The organism is Type-A symbiont of Plautia stali, from assembly GCF_059731155.1.
In genome coordinates this window covers 3,765,826-3,782,821 of the sequence record NZ_AP035891.1, presented here as the reverse complement: position 1 = coordinate 3,782,821, position 16,996 = coordinate 3,765,826, and the positions used below count along the sequence as shown (strand labels likewise).

The 16,996-nt window shown below is 59.5% G+C and carries 5 protein-coding genes and 9 pseudogenes; 4 read left to right on the top strand and 10 right to left on the bottom strand.

What is annotated here, in order from left to right:
- Position 1 precedes the first annotated feature (1 nt).
- From AC6I8M_RS20045 to AC6I8M_RS20025, 5 genes and pseudogenes are all read right to left on the bottom strand, one after another.
- Positions 2-513 (bottom strand): annotated as a pseudogene (locus AC6I8M_RS20045) (GNAT family N-acetyltransferase).
- Positions 514-522: 9 nt separating this feature from the next.
- Positions 523-1,264: pseudogene (locus AC6I8M_RS20040) on the bottom strand (transporter substrate-binding domain-containing protein).
- 17 nt (positions 1,265-1,281) lie between these two features.
- Positions 1,282-2,595 (bottom strand): annotated as a pseudogene (locus tag AC6I8M_RS20035) (LLM class flavin-dependent oxidoreductase).
- A gap of 79 nt (positions 2,596-2,674) precedes the next feature.
- Positions 2,675-3,790: pseudogene (locus AC6I8M_RS20030) on the bottom strand (amidohydrolase).
- 12 nt (positions 3,791-3,802) lie between these two features.
- Positions 3,803-4,801, bottom strand: a complete 999-nt coding sequence (locus tag AC6I8M_RS20025) for an MsnO8 family LLM class oxidoreductase (RefSeq protein WP_010618055.1) — start codon at positions 4,799-4,801, stop codon at positions 3,803-3,805.
- Positions 4,802-5,218: 417 nt separating this feature from the next.
- On the opposite strand from AC6I8M_RS20025, the pseudogene AC6I8M_RS20020 reads away from it, so the two are divergent.
- A pseudogene (locus tag AC6I8M_RS20020) lies at positions 5,219-5,548 on the top strand (ABC transporter substrate-binding protein); the annotation flags it as partial.
- Positions 5,549-5,645: 97 nt separating this feature from the next.
- Positions 5,646-6,306 (top strand): annotated as a pseudogene (locus AC6I8M_RS20015) (IS5 family transposase).
- On the opposite strand, the gene AC6I8M_RS20010 reads toward AC6I8M_RS20015, so the two are convergent.
- The gene (locus AC6I8M_RS20010) at positions 6,295-7,020 is read right to left on the bottom strand and encodes an Ig-like domain-containing protein (RefSeq protein WP_022548089.1); all 726 of its coding nucleotides are present in this window, start codon (positions 7,018-7,020) and stop codon (positions 6,295-6,297) included. The pseudogene AC6I8M_RS20015 and the gene AC6I8M_RS20010 sit on opposite strands and share 12 nt — an antisense overlap.
- A gap of 299 nt (positions 7,021-7,319) precedes the next feature.
- Positions 7,320-9,164 (bottom strand): Ig-like domain-containing protein, encoded by a 1,845-nt coding sequence (locus AC6I8M_RS20005; protein ID WP_022548088.1) that lies wholly within the window; start codon positions 9,162-9,164, stop codon positions 7,320-7,322.
- 401 nt (positions 9,165-9,565) lie between these two features.
- Here AC6I8M_RS20005 and AC6I8M_RS20000 point away from each other — a divergent pair, with 401 nt between their 5' ends.
- Positions 9,566-10,888, top strand: coding sequence for an MFS transporter (locus tag AC6I8M_RS20000; protein WP_498013580.1), 1,323 nt, complete (start codon positions 9,566-9,568; stop codon positions 10,886-10,888).
- A gap of 202 nt (positions 10,889-11,090) precedes the next feature.
- Here AC6I8M_RS20000 and AC6I8M_RS19995 read toward each other — a convergent pair.
- The 3 genes and pseudogenes from AC6I8M_RS19995 to AC6I8M_RS19985 form a co-directional block, all read right to left on the bottom strand.
- Positions 11,091-12,052, bottom strand: a pseudogene (locus AC6I8M_RS19995) (Csu type fimbrial protein).
- Positions 12,049-14,488: pseudogene (locus AC6I8M_RS19990) on the bottom strand (fimbria/pilus outer membrane usher protein). The pseudogenes AC6I8M_RS19995 and AC6I8M_RS19990 overlap by 4 nt, the downstream one beginning before the upstream one ends.
- A complete protein-coding gene (locus AC6I8M_RS19985) occupies positions 14,485-14,997 on the bottom strand; it encodes a fimbrial biogenesis chaperone (RefSeq protein WP_022548079.1) in 513 nt (170 codons plus the stop codon). Before AC6I8M_RS19985 ends, AC6I8M_RS19990 begins: the two are co-directional and overlap by 4 nt.
- Here AC6I8M_RS19985 and AC6I8M_RS19980 point away from each other — a divergent pair.
- Positions 14,972-16,818, top strand: a pseudogene (locus tag AC6I8M_RS19980) (putative bifunctional diguanylate cyclase/phosphodiesterase); the annotation flags it as partial. The gene AC6I8M_RS19985 and the pseudogene AC6I8M_RS19980 sit on opposite strands and share 26 nt — an antisense overlap.
- Between the last annotated feature and the right edge of the window lie 178 nt (positions 16,819-16,996).

The following is a 16,996-nucleotide window of genomic DNA, read 5'->3' as shown; positions in this document are numbered from 1 at the left end:
CTTAGCTGGCCTGCGCCACGTTGTGCACATCAATCACTTTGAGAAAACGCAGCCGGCATCGTGCGGCGGCTGGCCGTAAATCTCCATGTCTTCGCGCAGCTCAAACTGCGGCTGATAGCCGTGGCCGATATACAGCTGTACCGCTTCCGGCTGACGGAAACCGGTGGTGAGAAACACGCGCTGATAGCCCGCGCGCAGCGCCCGGCGCTCCAGCTCCTGCAGGATCAGCAGTGCCAGTCCCTGACGGCGCAGGTCGCGCCGCGTCCAGATGCGCTTCAGCTCGGCGGTGATGGCGTCCCACGGTTTGTAGGCGCCCATTGCGATGCTCTCACCGTCGCGCTCCAGCACGATGAACAGCCCGCGCGGCGGCAGATACCACTCCGTCAGCTCAACTTCATTGTGCTTTCTGAAGAAATCGCCGTAGCGTGCTGCATATTCACCAAACAGACCGTCAAGAATCGGCTGCAGCTCCGGCGCTTCCGGTGATACTTCGCGGAAAAATTGCTGGCTCATGCCGCCTCCTTAATCGCCCAGTCCGGGCGGATTGATCTCGGAACGATCCAGACGCTCCACGCCTTCACCCCAGCGGTTCAGCACCTTGTCGTAGTCACCGTTTTTGATCACGCCGTTGAGCGCGGTGTTGATTTGCTGCACCAGCCCGTTGTCTTTCTTCACCGTTACCGCGATGTGCGCCGCCTTCGGCCAGCAGGATGGCCTCCTGATTGGTGCCGGAGCCCACGATGATGTGCAGGCCGGCGATATCTTCTGTCTTGCTCAGCGAGGTAATCGGGCTGCTGGTTTTCACATAGAAGCCCAGCGAATCTTTACGGTAGGTGGCAAAATCAAAAAGCTGTTTACGATCTTTGGTCACCGTCACGTTGGTGATCGCCGCGTTATATTTGCCCGATGCCACGCCCAGCGGCCAGTCCTCCCACGAGGTGGGCACGATGTTGAGCTTCAGCCCGAGGCTGTCGGCCACCAGACGCGCGATATCCACCTCACTGCCTAGCAGCGTTTTATTGTCGTCGCTGAATACCGTGAGCGGCGGCGAGTTGAGTGCCGCCACCGCCACGGTGAACGATCCCGGCACGGCAAATTTGTGGCCCGCCGGAATTTGCGCCACGGCGGCAGGATTCGCCGGCGTGTTGATAGGCGTTTTATTGGCGGCAAGGCTCACCTGCTGACCATTGACGGCCACGTCCTCGGCCAGTGCCGCACTACTCAGGCTCAGTAACAGCAGCGCAATCAGGGATTTTTTCTGCATAGCGTGTTTTCTCATCGTTATTGTGGTGTGAACTGGTTGAGCGGCTGTTTCAGACCAAAGCTGGCGCGCAGCGTGCTCCCCGGGTATTCGCGACGCGTCAGGCCGCGCGCCTGGAGAACCGGAATCACCTGATCAACAAAACGCTCGAAGGTGTCCGGCGTGCCGCCCTGAATAATGAAACCGTCAGTGGCTTCGTTTTCGAACCACAGCTGCAGACCATCCGCCACCGGCTGTGGCGTGCCGTGAAACAGCGGACGCGGCGTCGCGGCTTCCAGCGCTGCCTGGCGCAGCGTATGGCAGTGTTCGCGCGCTTTGCGTTTGATTTCGTCGGTGGTGCTACGGAAGCTGTTCTGGCCAATATCGCCAATGTCCGGGAACGGCTGGTCGAGCGGATACTGCGAGAAGTCGTGATGGTCAAAGAAGCGACCGAGATAGTTGAGTGCATCCTCAATCGAAACCAGCGCCGCGGTGGTCTGGTACTGGCGCTCGACGTCTGCGTCATCCTCCCCCACGATCACACTGACGCCTTGGAAAATATGCAGATCGCCCGGTTCACGCCCGTTCGCCACCAGCTGCTGCTTCACATCCCGGTAGAACGCCTGCGCCTTTTCGCGCGTTTGCTGATGGGTGAAGATGGCATCGGCATGACGCGCCGCCAGCTTGCGGCCATCTTCCGAGGCGCCCGCCTGAAAGATAATCGGCCGGCCCTGCGGCGTGCGCTCAATGTTCAGCGGCCCCTGTACCTAGAAAAAATCACCGTGATGATTCAGCGTGTGCAGTTTGTCAGGCGCATAGAACTGACCGCTGGTTTTGTTGCGCACAAACGCGCCCTTTTCCCAGGAATCCCACAACCCTTTAACCACCTGCAGGTATTCGTCGGCGATGCGGTAGCGCAGCGCATGCTCGGGATGCTGCTGACGCGAAAAGTTTTTTGCCGAGCCCTCCAGCGGCGAAGTCACCACATTCCAGCCCGCGCGCCCGCCGCTGAGATGGTCGAGACTGGCGAACTGGCGGGCGACGGTGAACGGCTCACTGTAGGAGGTGGACACCGTACCGACCAGGCCGAGATGCTCGGTGACGCCGGCCAGCGCCGACAGCAGCGTCAGCGGTTCGAAGCGGTTAAGAAAGTGCGGGATCGATTTCTCATTGATGAACAGGCCATCGGCGACAAACAGGAAATCCAGTTTGCCAGCCTCGGCTTTACGGGCGATACGGCGGGCATAATCAAAACTGATGCTGGCATCCGCCTGCGCCGCCGGATGACGCCAGGCGGACATATTGCCGGATGCGCCGTGCAGAATGGTGCCGAGGCGCAGTTGTCTTGCAGTCATAATCGTCTCTCTTTGCTCATGGCGCAGCCTGCCGGCGATAGCCTTATCGCCGTACAGCGCTGCCAGAAATGGAAGGAAATCAGTTAAGGATGGCGTCGCAACATCGCGCGTTTAGCTGCTGCAATGCCTGTTGCGCCAGCTGACTGAAGTAGTGTGCCGCCGGGGCGATCAGCGCTTCATCGGGGTTGAAGCCACCGTGATGCAGGCCAAATTCACTGGCGCTGCCAATGCTGACAAACGCGCCGGGGAGGTGCTGCAGGTAATAAGCAAAATCTTCGCCGCCAAGGTGCAGCTCAGCCTGTTGCACCAGATAGCCCACCTGCTGTGCCACCTGACTGGCAAACTGTGCCCGGTGGGCGTCGTTCTCCAGCACCGGCGGCCCCGGATGCCAGCTAAAGGTGGCAGTGGCACCGCTGGCGGCGGCGATATTGACCACTACCTCGCGCGCACCTGTTTGTCGTGCGTGCGCACCGTGCCGCCAAATTCCGCTTCAGCAGTCTGCTGACCGTCGTGCCTGTGCGCATCAATCCGCGTGACGCTCAGCACCAGACTCTCCAGCGTATTAAAACTGCGGCTGGTGAGAGATTGCAGCGCCTGAATAATCTGGCTGGCGACCAGGATGCTGTTCACGTCCGTGCGGGTGCTGTGCACGCGCACCACAAATTTATCGGCGTTGGCATAAAACGCACCGCTGCGCGTGGCAAAGGTGCCAGTGGGCAAACCTGGTTCGTTGTGCATACCAAAAATCGCCTGTACCTGATCCAGCACACCCGCGTCGATGAACTGGCGCGCGCCCTGGGCAATATCTTCCGCCGGCTGGAACAGGATGCGCACCCGCCCCGGTAGCTGATCTTCCCGTGCTTTCAGCTGCAGCGTGGCACCCAGTATCACTGCACTGTGCACATCGTGACCGCAGGCGTGCATGACGCCGGCTTGCCGTGAATGAAAAGGCAGCCCGGTAAGCTTCATGGATCGGTAATGCATCGATATCGGCACGCAGGGCGATCAGTGGTGCACCCTGACCCACTTCCGCGACCACGCCGGTGTGCAGCGGATAATCCAGCAGGCGCACGTCAGCCTGCTGCAGCCAGCGGCGCAGCCGCGCGCTGGTTTCCACTTCATGACCGGAGAGTTCCGGCCAGCTGTGCAGCTCGCGCCGCCAGTCAATCAGCTGCTGTTCGCTTAATATCGTCACAGGACCTCCCGGTCAGGCGCTAACCAGACGATGCGTCGCCAGCAGTTCGAGGGACTTCACCCGCGCCTGCTCCTCCGCTACCGGCGTATCAATAACAAACTCTTCAATGCCGTAGAGCTGATGCAACGCATCAAGCTGCGCGTGCACCTGTGCCGCGGTCCCTTTCAGCAGCGACGGCGTGCGTGGCTCAATCACGTAGTCACTGAAACCGCCCTGACGCACATAGCGCTCAGCCTGTTCAATGCTGCCAACGTTAACGCTCTGTCCGCCCGTCACGCTGACGTGATAAATGCGCAGTGTGTCGACCAGCAGCAGGTCGGCTTCTGCCGGCGAATCCGCCACCACCACCTGTACCGCCACCAGCGCGTGCTGACCCTGACTGTGCTGGCGATAGCTGTTCAGCACCTGCGCCATCAGTTGCGGATCGCCGTTATGGTGCGCGGCGAACACCAGCTGCCAGTCGAGCTCAGCCGCCAGTCGGGCGCTCGCTTCGCTAGCCCCGAGCAGAAAGCGATTGGCCGGACGTGGCGGCTGCGGCGTGGCGCGCAGGATCTCCTCATCACCCACCGGCGGCACACTGAGCCAGCTATCCAGCAGCGCCAGCTGTTCGGCAAAGCTGCCTTTCTCCTGCTGATGCACCCCCAGCTGCAGCGCGCGGGTGGAAAGCGGCAGTCCGCCGGGCGCTTTGCCCACGCCCAGGTCGATACGTCCGGGTGCCAGCGCAGCCAGCAGGTTGAAGTTTTCCGCCACTTTATAAGGGCTGTAGTGCTGCAACATCACGCCGCCGTAACCCACGCGGATATGCCGGGTCTGGCCGATGATCCATGCAATCAACAATTCCGGCGAAGGACTCGCCAGCTGGTCGCTGTTGTGGTGTTCCGCCAGCCAGAAGCGATGATAACCCCAGGCTTCCGCGCGCTGAGCCAGCTGCAGTGTGCGATGCAGGGCCTGCGTGGCGCTCTCACCTTCTGCAATCGGTGATTTGTCGAGCAAACTCAGTCGGTATGACATGCGCCTGTTCCTTATTTCGATAAATAGGGTTGCGATGAATATGGCGCTTAGTGTGGCGGGGAGATTTATATTTCGTAAAACAACTAAATCGGCAAAGCGAATCAGGAAATGAGAAATAGTCATAATACTTGCTGGTGAAAGCCTGATTTTTCGTAAAGCGGATTCCGCTTTCTGTCAGGTTAACATTACGCGAGCCGGTAATGATCCGCAGCAGCAATAACATCAGCGCAGGTTTTCAGGTTGAGAAAAAACAATTTTATCGAGCCAGGAAAACAACCTAGTAATTGCGGCATAAAATTAACTATCCGCTTTTGTTATTTTCGCAAAAGCTTAGTGCAATTCATTGGTTCAACTCACGGGTTGCACATTTGATGATGATTTCAGCCCACCGGGCACTTGATAACAAAGGAAATCATCATGAAGACGCATTTTCACTTGCGGGCGCTGAGCTTAGCCCTTCTGACAGGGATATTTAGCGCCCACGCGGCGGAGACGCCGGTCAAAGGCGGCACGCTGATTTATCTGGAACAGCAGGCACATACCAACCTTTATCCGCCGGCCGGGGGTTTTTATCCCAACGGCGGCATTCTTAATCAGATCACCGAAAAACTGACGTGGCAAAATCCGAAAACCCTGCAGGTGGAACCGTGGATTGCCGAAAGCTGGAGCAGCAACGCGGATAAAACGGAATACACCTTTAAAATTCGTCCTAGCGTCACCTTTTCCGATGGCACACCGCTGGATGCTAGGCTGTGTCCCTTAATCACCTGAGATATATTAACTACCTGTTTCCACAACACACTGAACTATGGCTCGCTACGACCTTCCCGATTAAGCATGGACTATCATCCAGCCCTTATTACCTGCTGAACCAGCAACACCACGGGCCGGACGTCCATGGGCTGAACATCGTATGATCATCAACGGCATGTTCTGGGTGCTGTGTTCAGGCGCACCATGGCGCTATTTGCCTGAGCGATATGGCCCATGGAAGACCGTTTATAACCGTTTTAATCGATGGTCTAAATCGGGAGTGATTAACATTATTTTCAACAGGTTACTTTCTTCTCTTGATGCTCATGGTCTCGCTGACTGGTCCGCAACTGCGCTGGATGGCAGCAATATCCGGGCACTCAGGTGCGCCGCCGGGGCGCAAAAAAACATTCCGATACCGCCGGAGATAATGGGCTGGGTCGCTCTCGCGGTGGTTTTGGCACCAAAATCCATCTGGCGACAGACGGAAGCGGTCTGCCGTTAAATATCGTACTGAGTCCCGGTCAGGCTCACGAAAGCCAGTTTGCACAACGTCTTCTGGACGGTATTGGTGTTCAGCGCCGGAACGGCAGCATGAAGCGTCGTGGCCATGCAGTGCTGGCTGACAAAGCCTACTCCGGACAAAAGAATACCGCCGCATTGCCACACGTTATGACAAAACGGCGAGGAATTATCTGGCGATGGTGAAACTGGGATGCATCCGGCTGTTTTACAAAAGGTTATGTAATTAAGGGACACAGCCTAGCTTTGCCACCATCAATCCATTGTCCATTGTTATTTCGGTATTGAATTAAGACATCATTGCCTTCTGTTGCGGAACCATAAAGTTTTGGAGAGATGTCATCGGTAATGCCGCCACTTTTCAATAAGCCGGTATTCTCTCCGTCGTTATCAATTGCATGTCTTATTTCTACATTGACACCTGGTTTTGGCTGATTGTCACCATCCTTGCTAATTACGATAATAAACTCATCCGAGATTTTACCTTCGCGCAGCTTATCCGCAAAGGTTTCCGCAGCTACCAGCGTCAGATTGTGACGGCCATCCGCCAGATCTACCGTCGGATCCAGCGTCCACAGGCCGGTTTTCTCGTCGGCTTTGGCGCTGCCGATAATGGTGTTGCCCTCTTTCAGATACACCACGGTGCCTTTTTCGGCGATGCCGGTCAGGGTCGGGCGGCGGTCGTCGGGCATTTTGCCGGCGTCAAAGCTGCCGGTAATGGCACCCTGATCGTCATAAAGGTTAAGCAGCGTCGGCGCGACCGGCGGCGTGGTGTCAACGATCAGCGTGCGCTGCGTCGGCGTGCTGAGGTTACCGGCGGTATCGATGGTCATAAAGGAGAGGCTGTATTCGCCGTCGGCCAGCGCTTCCGGCGGCGTCCACTTCCAGCTGCCGTCCTGCGGGTTGATGTCGACAAAGAAATTCCTGTCGCCAAGCGTAATCATTACCTAGCCACCTTTACCCACTTCTGAATCGATTTTACCGAGAAAGGTTGGGGTGTTGGTGTCACGCTCGAGGTACTTCACCTGTTTAAAATCAAACAGATCCATGGAATTTTTCCTGTGTTTTACGTTGGGTCCATTGCAGCGAGGGCCGCTGCGCCTTGTTATAGAGGGCGCATTTTGTAATAGATGGCTTAAAACGCTGTATGAGACCTGTCCCGAAGGGAGAAAAGTCCGAGCGAGTGAAAAGCCGGGGGAAAGAGGGCAGGGTGATGCCGTGCTGCGCGCACGGCATCGGGGGGTTACACCAGTTGCAATTGCACGCCGTCCTGCACCAGCAGTTCGGCGTCGCCGTGGCTCCAGACGTGATATTGCGTACCGGCGATGGTCAGGGTGCCGGTCTGCTGCGTCCAGCCGTCGACCGCTTCACCTGCTGGCAGAATATCCTGCAGCTGCACGCTGTCGCCCGGCTTGCCGTTTACCAGCAGCTGGGTGCTGTCATCCTCAATGAACAGGCCTTTGCCGCCTTCGCTCAGCAACTGATGCAGCGTCAGCGCGTCCGGCTGGGCTTCATCCTGTACTTGCTGATCGAACGCGGCGTCAGGGCTGACGTCGAGCACGAATTTACTGCTCCAGTTGCTCTTCATCTCGCCGGTTGAGGCGCGCGCCTGATATTCCCACACGCCAGGCTGATGCAGATACGGAGAGGTGAAGCTCCACTTGCCGTCGGCATCGACCAGCACGCTGCCGGCGTGGCGCAGGCCTTCACCCTGCACGCCAAATTCGATCTCAATCACCTGGCCCGGCGTGCCGCTGCCGTGCAGCGTGGGCGTGGTGTCGTCGGTTGAGCCGTGCTGATAAACCGGCCCCTGCAGCGGGCCCGCGTTGTCCCAAGCGTAGTCGATGATCGGTTCCAGCGGCGCGCCGGGGATTACCAGCAGCTCGAACTTATCGCTCCACGCGCTGGCTTTGCCATCGGCCACGCCGCGCGAGCGGAAACCCCTTTCGCCAAAATAGGTCAGTTCAAAGCCGGCGAACTGCCAGTTGCCCTGCGCATCGACTATCACACTGCTCGCGCTGTGCCAGCCGCTGTTACTCAGGTTGTACTCAATCTCAACGATGCTGCCCGGTGCACCGCGACCTTCCAGCACCGGCGTTTTATCGTCGGTAGTACCGCGATGGTACACCTGGCCGGTATGGGCGCTGGTATCGTCACGCGCACAGTCGATAGCCGGACGCAGATTTTCCAGCGCCGACAGGTTAAGACTGAAATCCGGGCGGTAGTCGTCTTTGCTGTTCTCGTAGGAGGCATAGAAGGTGTACATGCCGTCACCGCTGATCATCGCGCGTGACTGAATCACCCAGTCGCCGTTGGCATCGGTTTTAACGCTGCCGTTATAGCCGATGCCGCCGTGATCGTTCTGCGCGAACAGATAAACGATGCTGTTCGGCTCCGTGCGGCCCACGATCAGCGGCGAGAAGTCGTCGGTGGTGGAACCGCTGGCGAGCTGGCCCTGCACGGTGCCGACATCGTCAATGGCGTAGCTGATGGTCGGCGGCAACGGTCCGCTCTCAACGACGGTGACGTCGAAGTGTTCAGAAGGTTCACTGACGCGGCCAAACTCGTCGGTGGCGGTGACGATTAGCTGATGCCCGCCCGCGCCCAGCAGCGGTTCCAGCGACCATTCGCCGCTTTTACTGGCCACGGTGCTGCCAATCAGCCTGCCGTGATCGTACAGCCGCACCGTGCTGCCCGGCAGCGCATAGCCCTGCACTTTAGGCGTGGTGTCATCAATGGTGTGTCCGCGCCCGACCGGGCCGGTTTCGCTGCCGACGTCGTCAAACAGCGCGGTGATCGCCGGTTTGTCCGGCACCGAGAGCGCGACGTCAACAGAGAACGGATGCGGTTCGCCGCTGTTGCCGATGCGCGCCACCATGTCATGGCTGCCTTCGCTCAGTAAGAACGGTGGCTGAAATGACCAGCTGCCGTCGGCGGCAATCGGCGTGCTGTAGCGGTGATCGTTGATAATGAATTCAATGATTTCACCGGCCTGCGCCGGCAGGCTGCCGCTCAGCAGCGGATAAGGTGTTCCCACTCGCAAGGTATTAATGGATGAAAAGGGGTCAAAGCTGAGAGGTGTTAGCATAAGTATTCTCCACAAAAATCAACAACGGCGTGATTACCGTTGCCTGCCCAGCATAACGGGGAAGGGGATGGCGCCATGTACCAGAATCGTCTCGTTTCTAAGACTGATCTTAATAAGTTCTGCTAATGAAAAAGGCATTAAAAAGAGTGGGATATGGCTCATGACATTGCTTGCTGAGGCCTGATGGTGCTAAAGTTATGCCAGTGGAAAGGTCGATAGTCTGTCCCGCGCACGCCACCGCAAAAGCCCAGAATTATTAACTTTTATCATAAGCTGATCCGACCGGTCGTGTTAATCATTTGTTACCTTTGTTTGTACTTTTGTAAGGTGCAATGGTGAACGAGATCACATCTATTCGCGCGCCGGCAGGCTAAAATAGGAGAAAAACTAGGAAGCACGATATGAGCTCAAGTCACACTTTACAAAAGTCATCGCAGGGCGGTGCCAAAACCATCTTTAGCGTTACCAGCGGTAACTTTCTTGAGATGTACGATTTTATGGTGTTTGGCTACTACGCCACCGCCATTGCCAAAACCTTTTTCCCGGGTGACGATCCGTTTGCATCGCTGATGCTGACGCTGATGACCTTTGGCGCCGGCTTTCTGATGCGTCCGCTCGGGGCGATTATACTGGGGGCCTACATTGACCATCACGGACGGCGCAAAGGGCTGCTGCTGACGCTCGGCCTGATGGCGCTCGGTACGCTGACTATCGCGCTGGTGCCAGGCTACGCCACGCTGGGCGCGGCGGCACCGATTCTGATTCTGCTGGGCCGCCTGCTGCAGGGCTTCTCGGCGGGCGTGGAGCTGGGCGGTGTTTCGGTTTATCTGTCTGAAGTGGCCCCCAAAGGCCGCAAAGGCTTTTACGTCAGCTGGCAGTCGGGCAGCCAGCAGGTAGCGGTAATCTTTGCCGCGCTGCTGGGGCTGGGGCTTAATCATCTGCTGGCGAAGGACGCGGTGACCGAATGGGGCTGGCGTATTCCGTTTGTGGTCGGCTGTCTGATTGTGCCGTTCCTGTTCTGGATTCGCCGCATGCTGGAAGAGACCGAAGCGTTCAGCCAGCACAAATCGCACCCGTCGATGGGCCAGATTGTACGTTCAGTGGGACAAAACTGGGCGCTGGTACTGGCCGGCATGCTGATGGTGGTCACCACCACGGTGATGTTCTACATGATCACCGCGTTTACCCCGACCTTTGGTAAAACCGTGCTGATGATGAGTGACAAACAGAGCTTCCTCGTGACGCTGTTTGTCGGCATCTCCAACCTGTTCTGGTTGCCGGTGATGGGCGCGCTGTCGGACCGCATCGGGCGGCGGCCGCTGCTGATTACCTTTACCGTGTTGATGATCCTGACAACCTGGCCGGTGCTGCACGGGCTGGTGGGATCGCCGACCTTTGCGCACTTGGTGGAAGCGGAGCTGTGGTTATCGTTCCTGTACGCCAGCTATAACGGCGCGATGGTAGTGTATCTGGCGGAGATCATGCCGGCTGAAGTGCGTGCTTCGGGCTTTTCGCTGGCCTACAGCTTGGCGACCGCGCTGTTCGGCGGTTTTACGCCGGCGATTTCAAGCTATCTGATTCATGCTACAGTCGATAAAGCGATGCCTGGCGTCTGGCTGTCGTTCGCCGCGGTGTGCGGCCTGGTGGGCACGCTGCTGATCGGCCGCATGGTGAAACAGTACCAGGCGCGGCACAGCGCAACGGTAGTGGGCGCGTCGCTGTAGTTCGTGTGGGTGCGCGCTGGCCCTCACTTTAACATTCTCCCACTTGCCCTCACCCTAACCCTCTCCCGCATGCGGGAGAGGGAACCGTTCAGTGTGGTTTTGCAAATCTGCACTTCACCTAAACAACCGATTGATCGGCCCCTTCTCCCGCCAGCGGGAGAAGGCGGGGGATGAGGGAATCAGCCCACTCCTTATCCACCCGCTAAAACGCCACATCCACCACCACGCTATCGCTGTAATTCCCCGCTGCGGGCGTATTCTGCGTAGTCAGAATCTGCGCCGTATAGGTAAAGTTGCGCGTCACGGTATCCGCGTTGAGCGATGTCGAGGTCGCGCTGCTCCAGCGGTCGCTGCCGCTCGGGCCCCAGCGATTGGTGGTGGTGGTGCCTTTATAGATATCGTACGCCAGCCGGTTGGCACCGCTCGCCATCTGGCGCGTAGTGCCGCTGAAATAGCTGCCGTTGCTCAGTCCCACTGTATACGTGCTGCCCTTTGAACACACCACGTTAATCGTCTGCTGCACAGTAGAAAAACTACCGACCAGCGACGCACTGCCGAAGCTGACGTTAGGCGCCGTGATCGTGGTGCAGTCGTTGGTGATCACCATATTCACGGTGTCGGCATCGCCGTCCCGCTGCTGCTCTGCACCGTGCCGACGCACGCGCCGGCCACGTTCAACCCGGCGCACACGTTATAACTCACCGTCAGCGTGATGGTGGTGGTATAACTGCCGGCGGCAATCACCTAGCCGGGCACGGTACGGAAATAGAGTGGAATGACAAAATTGAGGCTGTTGCCGAGCGCCAGCAGCGCGGAAGAGTTCCAGCGATAGCTGCCGCCTTGGCGCAGTTCGGTGGCACAGGCGCTGTCGATGCACAGCTGAATCGGCACGTTATCGGTGCCGCTGGCAGACGCCTTCATGGTGGCGCGCGTGCCGCTCAGGTAGTTGGCGGTGGTAAATGCATAGGCAACGTAATCGCTGCCCAGCAGGTTGAGCGTGCCGGTGCCGCAGTTAACGTTGGTGTTACTGGAGGTATTAACCGCCGTCGACTGCATGTAAAAAGTGGTCTGCGTGCCAAAGCTGGCGCTGGGGGCCGAAAGCGAACAGAGCGCATAGCTGTTGGCCGGCAGCAGCCACAGCAGCAAGAACAGAAATTTCCTCATGGCGAGATCCCTGACTGTGAGTTGTTGGCGGCATTCACTGCCGTACCGGGCGCGGCAGGCGGCAGCGGGCAGGTGAGTGGACCGTAAGTCTGCAGCGCTTTAGCGCTGACCCTCAGCGATAGCCAGCGTGGTCTCGCACTGGCGTCCGTCCGGCGTCACCACGCGCATCGGGTTGCTGGCGCTGAGATCTTCCATCCACACGATGCCGTCCCAGCCGACATATTCAGTGGCGCGATCGCGGCGCAACACCGGGCCGGAGACAGGCAGCGACTGGCCGTCGCTGTCGTGCAGGATCACGCTGGCGGCGCGCAGGGGCTCCACCGGGAAATTAAGCAGATAGCCACTTTTGCGCTTCACCGCGAAGCGCTGCTCCACTCTCGGCGCGGTCATGTCAGCCGGCAGATCGAGGGTATCGATATCGTACTTCGCGCCGTAGTAGCTGCTGATGGACGGCACCAGTAAATAGCTGGCGTCATCGGTGCTGCCCATCGCCTGGTTCTCGTAGCGCACCGTCACGTCCGGATAGCGGGTTTTCAACACCACAAAAGCATCGTTGATGTTGTTGGCGGCGAACACATGGTTGTCCATCAGCACCAGCGAGCCGGTGAAATCAGCCCACTGCGTGGTGTTGTCATCATCGCCGTAAAAGCCGGCGGAAGTATCAATCTTGTTATTACGATAGCGCAGGCTGCCCTGACGATAATCGCCGCTGTCGCCGCCCTGATGCGCCCATGACGCATCGTAAGCAAAACCGCTGTCGCTCGGCATGGCGCGCGACACGTACAGGCGCTGATTGCTTTGTCCCTGCTGATCGCGCTCGACGCTAATTGATGCGCTGCTCTGTTCGCCAAACGGAATCACCAGAGAAATCGCGCCGCTCCAGTCGCCCTGCTGCTGGTCGCGGCTGGCGGAGATGTACAGGCTGCTGTTGCCCCACAGGTTTTTACTCCACGACAGATTCCACAGGCGGGTGCGATCGCCGCTGCCGCCGGCGATATCCAGATACGCCAGACCGAGGCTGCCGTACTGGCTGAGCGACAGGCTGGCGGTGTACTGCGCGCTGCATCTGGCGAGCGAATAGCTGGTATTGGCGCTGTCGCCGCGGCTACCGACCAGCGCCAGGTTGCCGAAATCCGCGCTGCGCAGCGTGTGCTGGGTGCCGAGGCTGAACCAGCTGTTGTTGTACTGGTAACCCCCAGCTGTACTGGGTGCCGGGCCTGCCGTCCAGCTGGCTCTGCGCCAGTGCGGCGTTGATGACGCCAAGGCTGCCCAGCTTCACCAGCGCGCCGGCACCGCCCATCGCCACGTCGCTGCTGCCTTCGGCGTGCGATTCCAGCGTCAGCCAGTCGCGCAGGCCGTAGCGATAGGATCCGCTGGCCGCCGCTGCGCCGTAATCAAAGTTTTTGATGCCGTAGTTCTCGCGAATCGCCCCGGCGGAGAAGGCGTAATCGGACAGGTCGGTTTTCAGCAGGCTGCTGGAGACGTAGAACGGCAGCGTCGTCGTCACCTGACGACCGACCGCGTCGGTGGTGGTGATCACTGCATCTCCCGCCCCGTTAACGAACGGCACATTGGTCAGCGACCACGGCCCCGGTTGCACGTTGGCCTGCGCGCTGCGGTAACCATTGATAAACAGATCGACTGACGACGGCACCGCCGCCTGGCCGCTAAAGGCCGGCAGCGGGTAGGTGACCAGATCCGGCCGCACGCTGAAGTCACGCGCGATCTGCACGCCGCCAAGGCGCACGCTGTTGCTCCAGCCCAGCGCATCCGTAATCAGATCGCCGGCGCGCCAGCTCAGCGCGGCGTTCTCGTTCTCATTGCTGTACCAGGTGTCGTAGCGAATGTAACCCTGCTGCTGGCCGCTGGTGTCGCCCTCAAGCTGCTGGATATAGACACCGTTGCTGGAGAACTGGCCGGCCGGGCCGAACAGGCGCAGCTCGTTCCAGCTGGAGAGGCGCGAACCGGCGTTGTCGGTGCGCGTGGCGTAAAGGTCGTAGTTGAGCAGCGCGCCGTTGCTGGCTTGGCCGGGATAGCGCGGGCCGTTTTGCGGCTGACCGAGCGTCTGCTATGGCAGCCAGGCGGGCGGTACCGTCAGCAGCAGGCGCTGGCGGCGTTCATCGTATTCCACTTTGACCTCACCCAACTGACTGGGAGCGACCTGTTCGCCAGCCAGCTTCGCCGCCGGAATGCCGGCACGCTGCAGATCGCCGCTGCGCAGCCAGAACTCACCGTCGCGCCGCTCTACCGGCACAATCTCGCCCCGTTCGCGCTGGTTCACCACCAGTTCCAGCATGTATTGCTGGCCGCTGGCGCTGTGGCTGACCGCAGGCGGTGGTGGCAGCTCAGAGAAGGTCTCTGCGCTCCTCAGCGGGGAAAAGCACAGCACGCTGTGGTCACCGCCAGCGCGCAGGGAGGCGGCGTCAGCTTCATCAGCGCGCGGCAGCGCTGCGCCAGTTATTTTTATTCACCTCGGCCGCGAGTTCACCGCTCACCGGGCTGTTCAGCGGCCAGCGGTGGCTGCTGTTAGCCAGCACATAGCCAAACAGGCCGTTGCCGCGATTGGTCAGCTCCAGCCAGCGTTTGCCGTCGCGGCTGACCTGACGCCAGCTGAGATCGGCTTTGGCGCTGTCGTGCGTCAGGCCATCACCATAGACAAACAGCGGCACCGAGTAGCGCATCAGAAAGGTCAGCCCGGCCTGATTCTCGCCCGGCGAGCGCGGCGTCGGGATCTCATCCAGCACCACGCGATAGGCTTGCTCCACGCCCGCAGGCGGCGCGCTCTGGCGAATCAGGCGCACCAGCTGCTTCTGCCCCGGTTCCAGCCGCACCATCGGCGGGCTGGCGACCACCTGCTGCTGCGTTTGATACTGTTCCTGGCCGTCAATCTGCTGCCAGTTGAAGATGCGCACCTGCATGATGGTGGTGGCGGTTCTCGCCTCCATCTTTGCCCTGTGGCTGGTGGCTCGTCCGGCGATTTGCCGTGGCGACGGCTGATGGGCGGTGCGCTGGTACTGGGTTCCGGCGTGGTGGCGATGCACTACACCGGCATGGCGGCGCTGATGTTTGAGCCGGGCATCAGCTGGAACTGGGGCTGGATTGCGGTTTCGGTGCTGATTACACTGGTGGCTTCCGGTGCCGCGCTGTGGCTGGCGTTCAACCTGCGCGAAGGGCATGGCCGCGTCACGCTACTGCGCGTCGGGGCGGCCGTGGTGATGGGCTGCGCCATTGCCGGTATGCACTATACCGGCAATGGCGGCGGCGAACTTCCCGATGCACAGTCACGCCACGCATCACGGCGTGAACAGCGACTGGCTGGCGATGCTGGTCACGGTAGTGACGCTGGCGATTCTCGGCATTACACTGCTGGTTTCGATGCTCGACGCGCGTATGCAGGCGCGCACCTCAATCCTCGCGCGCTCGCTGGCGGAGGCCAACCGCGAGCTGGCACAGCTGGCGCTGCACGATAACCTGACGCTATTGCCGAACCGCATCCTGCTGGAGGATCGCCTCGAGCAGGCGATCAATAAGGCCAACCGCGAGCGCTCGCAGTTTGCGCTGATGTTTATGGATCTCGACGGTTTCAAAGCAGTCAACGATGCCTTTGGTCACCACGTCGGCGATAACCTATTGATTGCGGTAGCCGAGCGCATGACCGACCAGATGAAAGGGCACTACACGCTGGCGCGGCTGGGCGGCGACGAGTTCGTGCTGCTGATTGAGATCGGCGATCCCAATGATGCCGCAGCGGTGGCGGATGCGCTGGTAAAAGCCGTGGATCGCCCGTTTAGCGTGTCACGCTACGAGCTGATGGTGTCGCTGAGTATCGGCATCGCCGTTTATCCCGGTGACGGCAAAGACGAGCGCGAGCTGATGTTTAACGCCGACGCCGCGATGTATCACACCAAGAACAACGGCCGTAACGGCTACAACTTCTTCCAGCCGTCCATGAACACGCTGGCGCAGTCGCAGTTGCAGCTCAATAACGATCTGTGGCAGGCGCTGGATAGCAACGAGCTGCGTCTGTTCTATCAGCCCAAGTACTCGCGCCGAGCGGGCCGATCATTGGCTTCGAAGCGCTGCTGCGCTGGCAGCACCCGACGCGCGGCCTGCTAACGCCGGACAAGTTTTTGCCGATCGCCGAGAAGACCGGCATGATCATTAATATCGGCAACTGGGTGATCAACGAAGCCTGCCGCCAGCTGCACATCTGGCATCAGCAGGGCCATCCGCACTGGTCGGTGGCGGTGAACCTCTCTGCCTTGCCGTTTGAGCAGTGCAACCTGGTCGACACCGTGACGCAGGCGCTGGAACAGCACCAGATCCCGGCCGAGCTCTTGACGCTGGAAGTCACCGAAACCACGGCGATGCGCGATCCGGAAGAGAGCGTGCGCATCCTCACCGAGCTGACCAGCATAGGGGTAAAAGCCTCGATTGATGACTTCGGCACCGGCTACTCCAGCCTGCTGTATCTCAAGCGCTTACCGGCCAGCGAGCTGAAAATCGACCGCGCCTTTGTTAACGAGCTACAGGCCAAGTCGGAAGATGCAACGATCGTCTCCGCCATCGTCGCGCTGGCGCAGTCGCTGGATCTCAAAGTGGTGGCCGAAGGCGTGGAAACTCAGGATCAGCAGGCGTTTCTCACCGGGCTCGGCTGCGACACCCTGCAGGGTTTTCTGCTGGGCAAACCACTGCCGCCAGAGCGAATCAGCGAGCTACCGGACTTTGTTAAGGACAAACCCGCGGCGTTGACAGCGGCGGAGTAGGGGCTGGTTTCTGCCGCCTGTCGTTCCTCTCTCCCGCGCGCGGTATGTCTTTTCCACACTCTAACTTGCGTGCTGTATCTCTTTTCCTCCTCTCCCGCGTGCACGTTGTATGTCTTTTCTCCATTTACCGCGTGCGCGCTGTGTGTCTTTTCTCCCTCTCCCGCGTGCGGGAGAGGGC

What these genes read in the sequence shown, in the direction of transcription:
- AC6I8M_RS20025 (WP_010618055.1), bottom strand. Translation starts at nt 4,801, where the DNA reads ATGTCATACCGACTGAGTTTGCTCGACAAATCACCGATTGCAGAAGGT.
- AC6I8M_RS20010 (WP_022548089.1), bottom strand. Translation starts at nt 7,020, where the DNA reads ATGATTACGCTTGGCGACAGGAATTTCTTTGTCGACATCAACCCGCAG.
- AC6I8M_RS20005 (WP_022548088.1), bottom strand. Translation starts at nt 9,164, where the DNA reads ATGCTAACACCTCTCAGCTTTGACCCCTTTTCATCCATTAATACCTTG.
- AC6I8M_RS20000 (WP_498013580.1), top strand. Translation starts at nt 9,566, where the DNA reads ATGAGCTCAAGTCACACTTTACAAAAGTCATCGCAGGGCGGTGCCAAA.
- AC6I8M_RS19985 (WP_022548079.1), bottom strand. Translation starts at nt 14,997, where the DNA reads ATGGAGGCGAGAACCGCCACCACCATCATGCAGGTGCGCATCTTCAAC.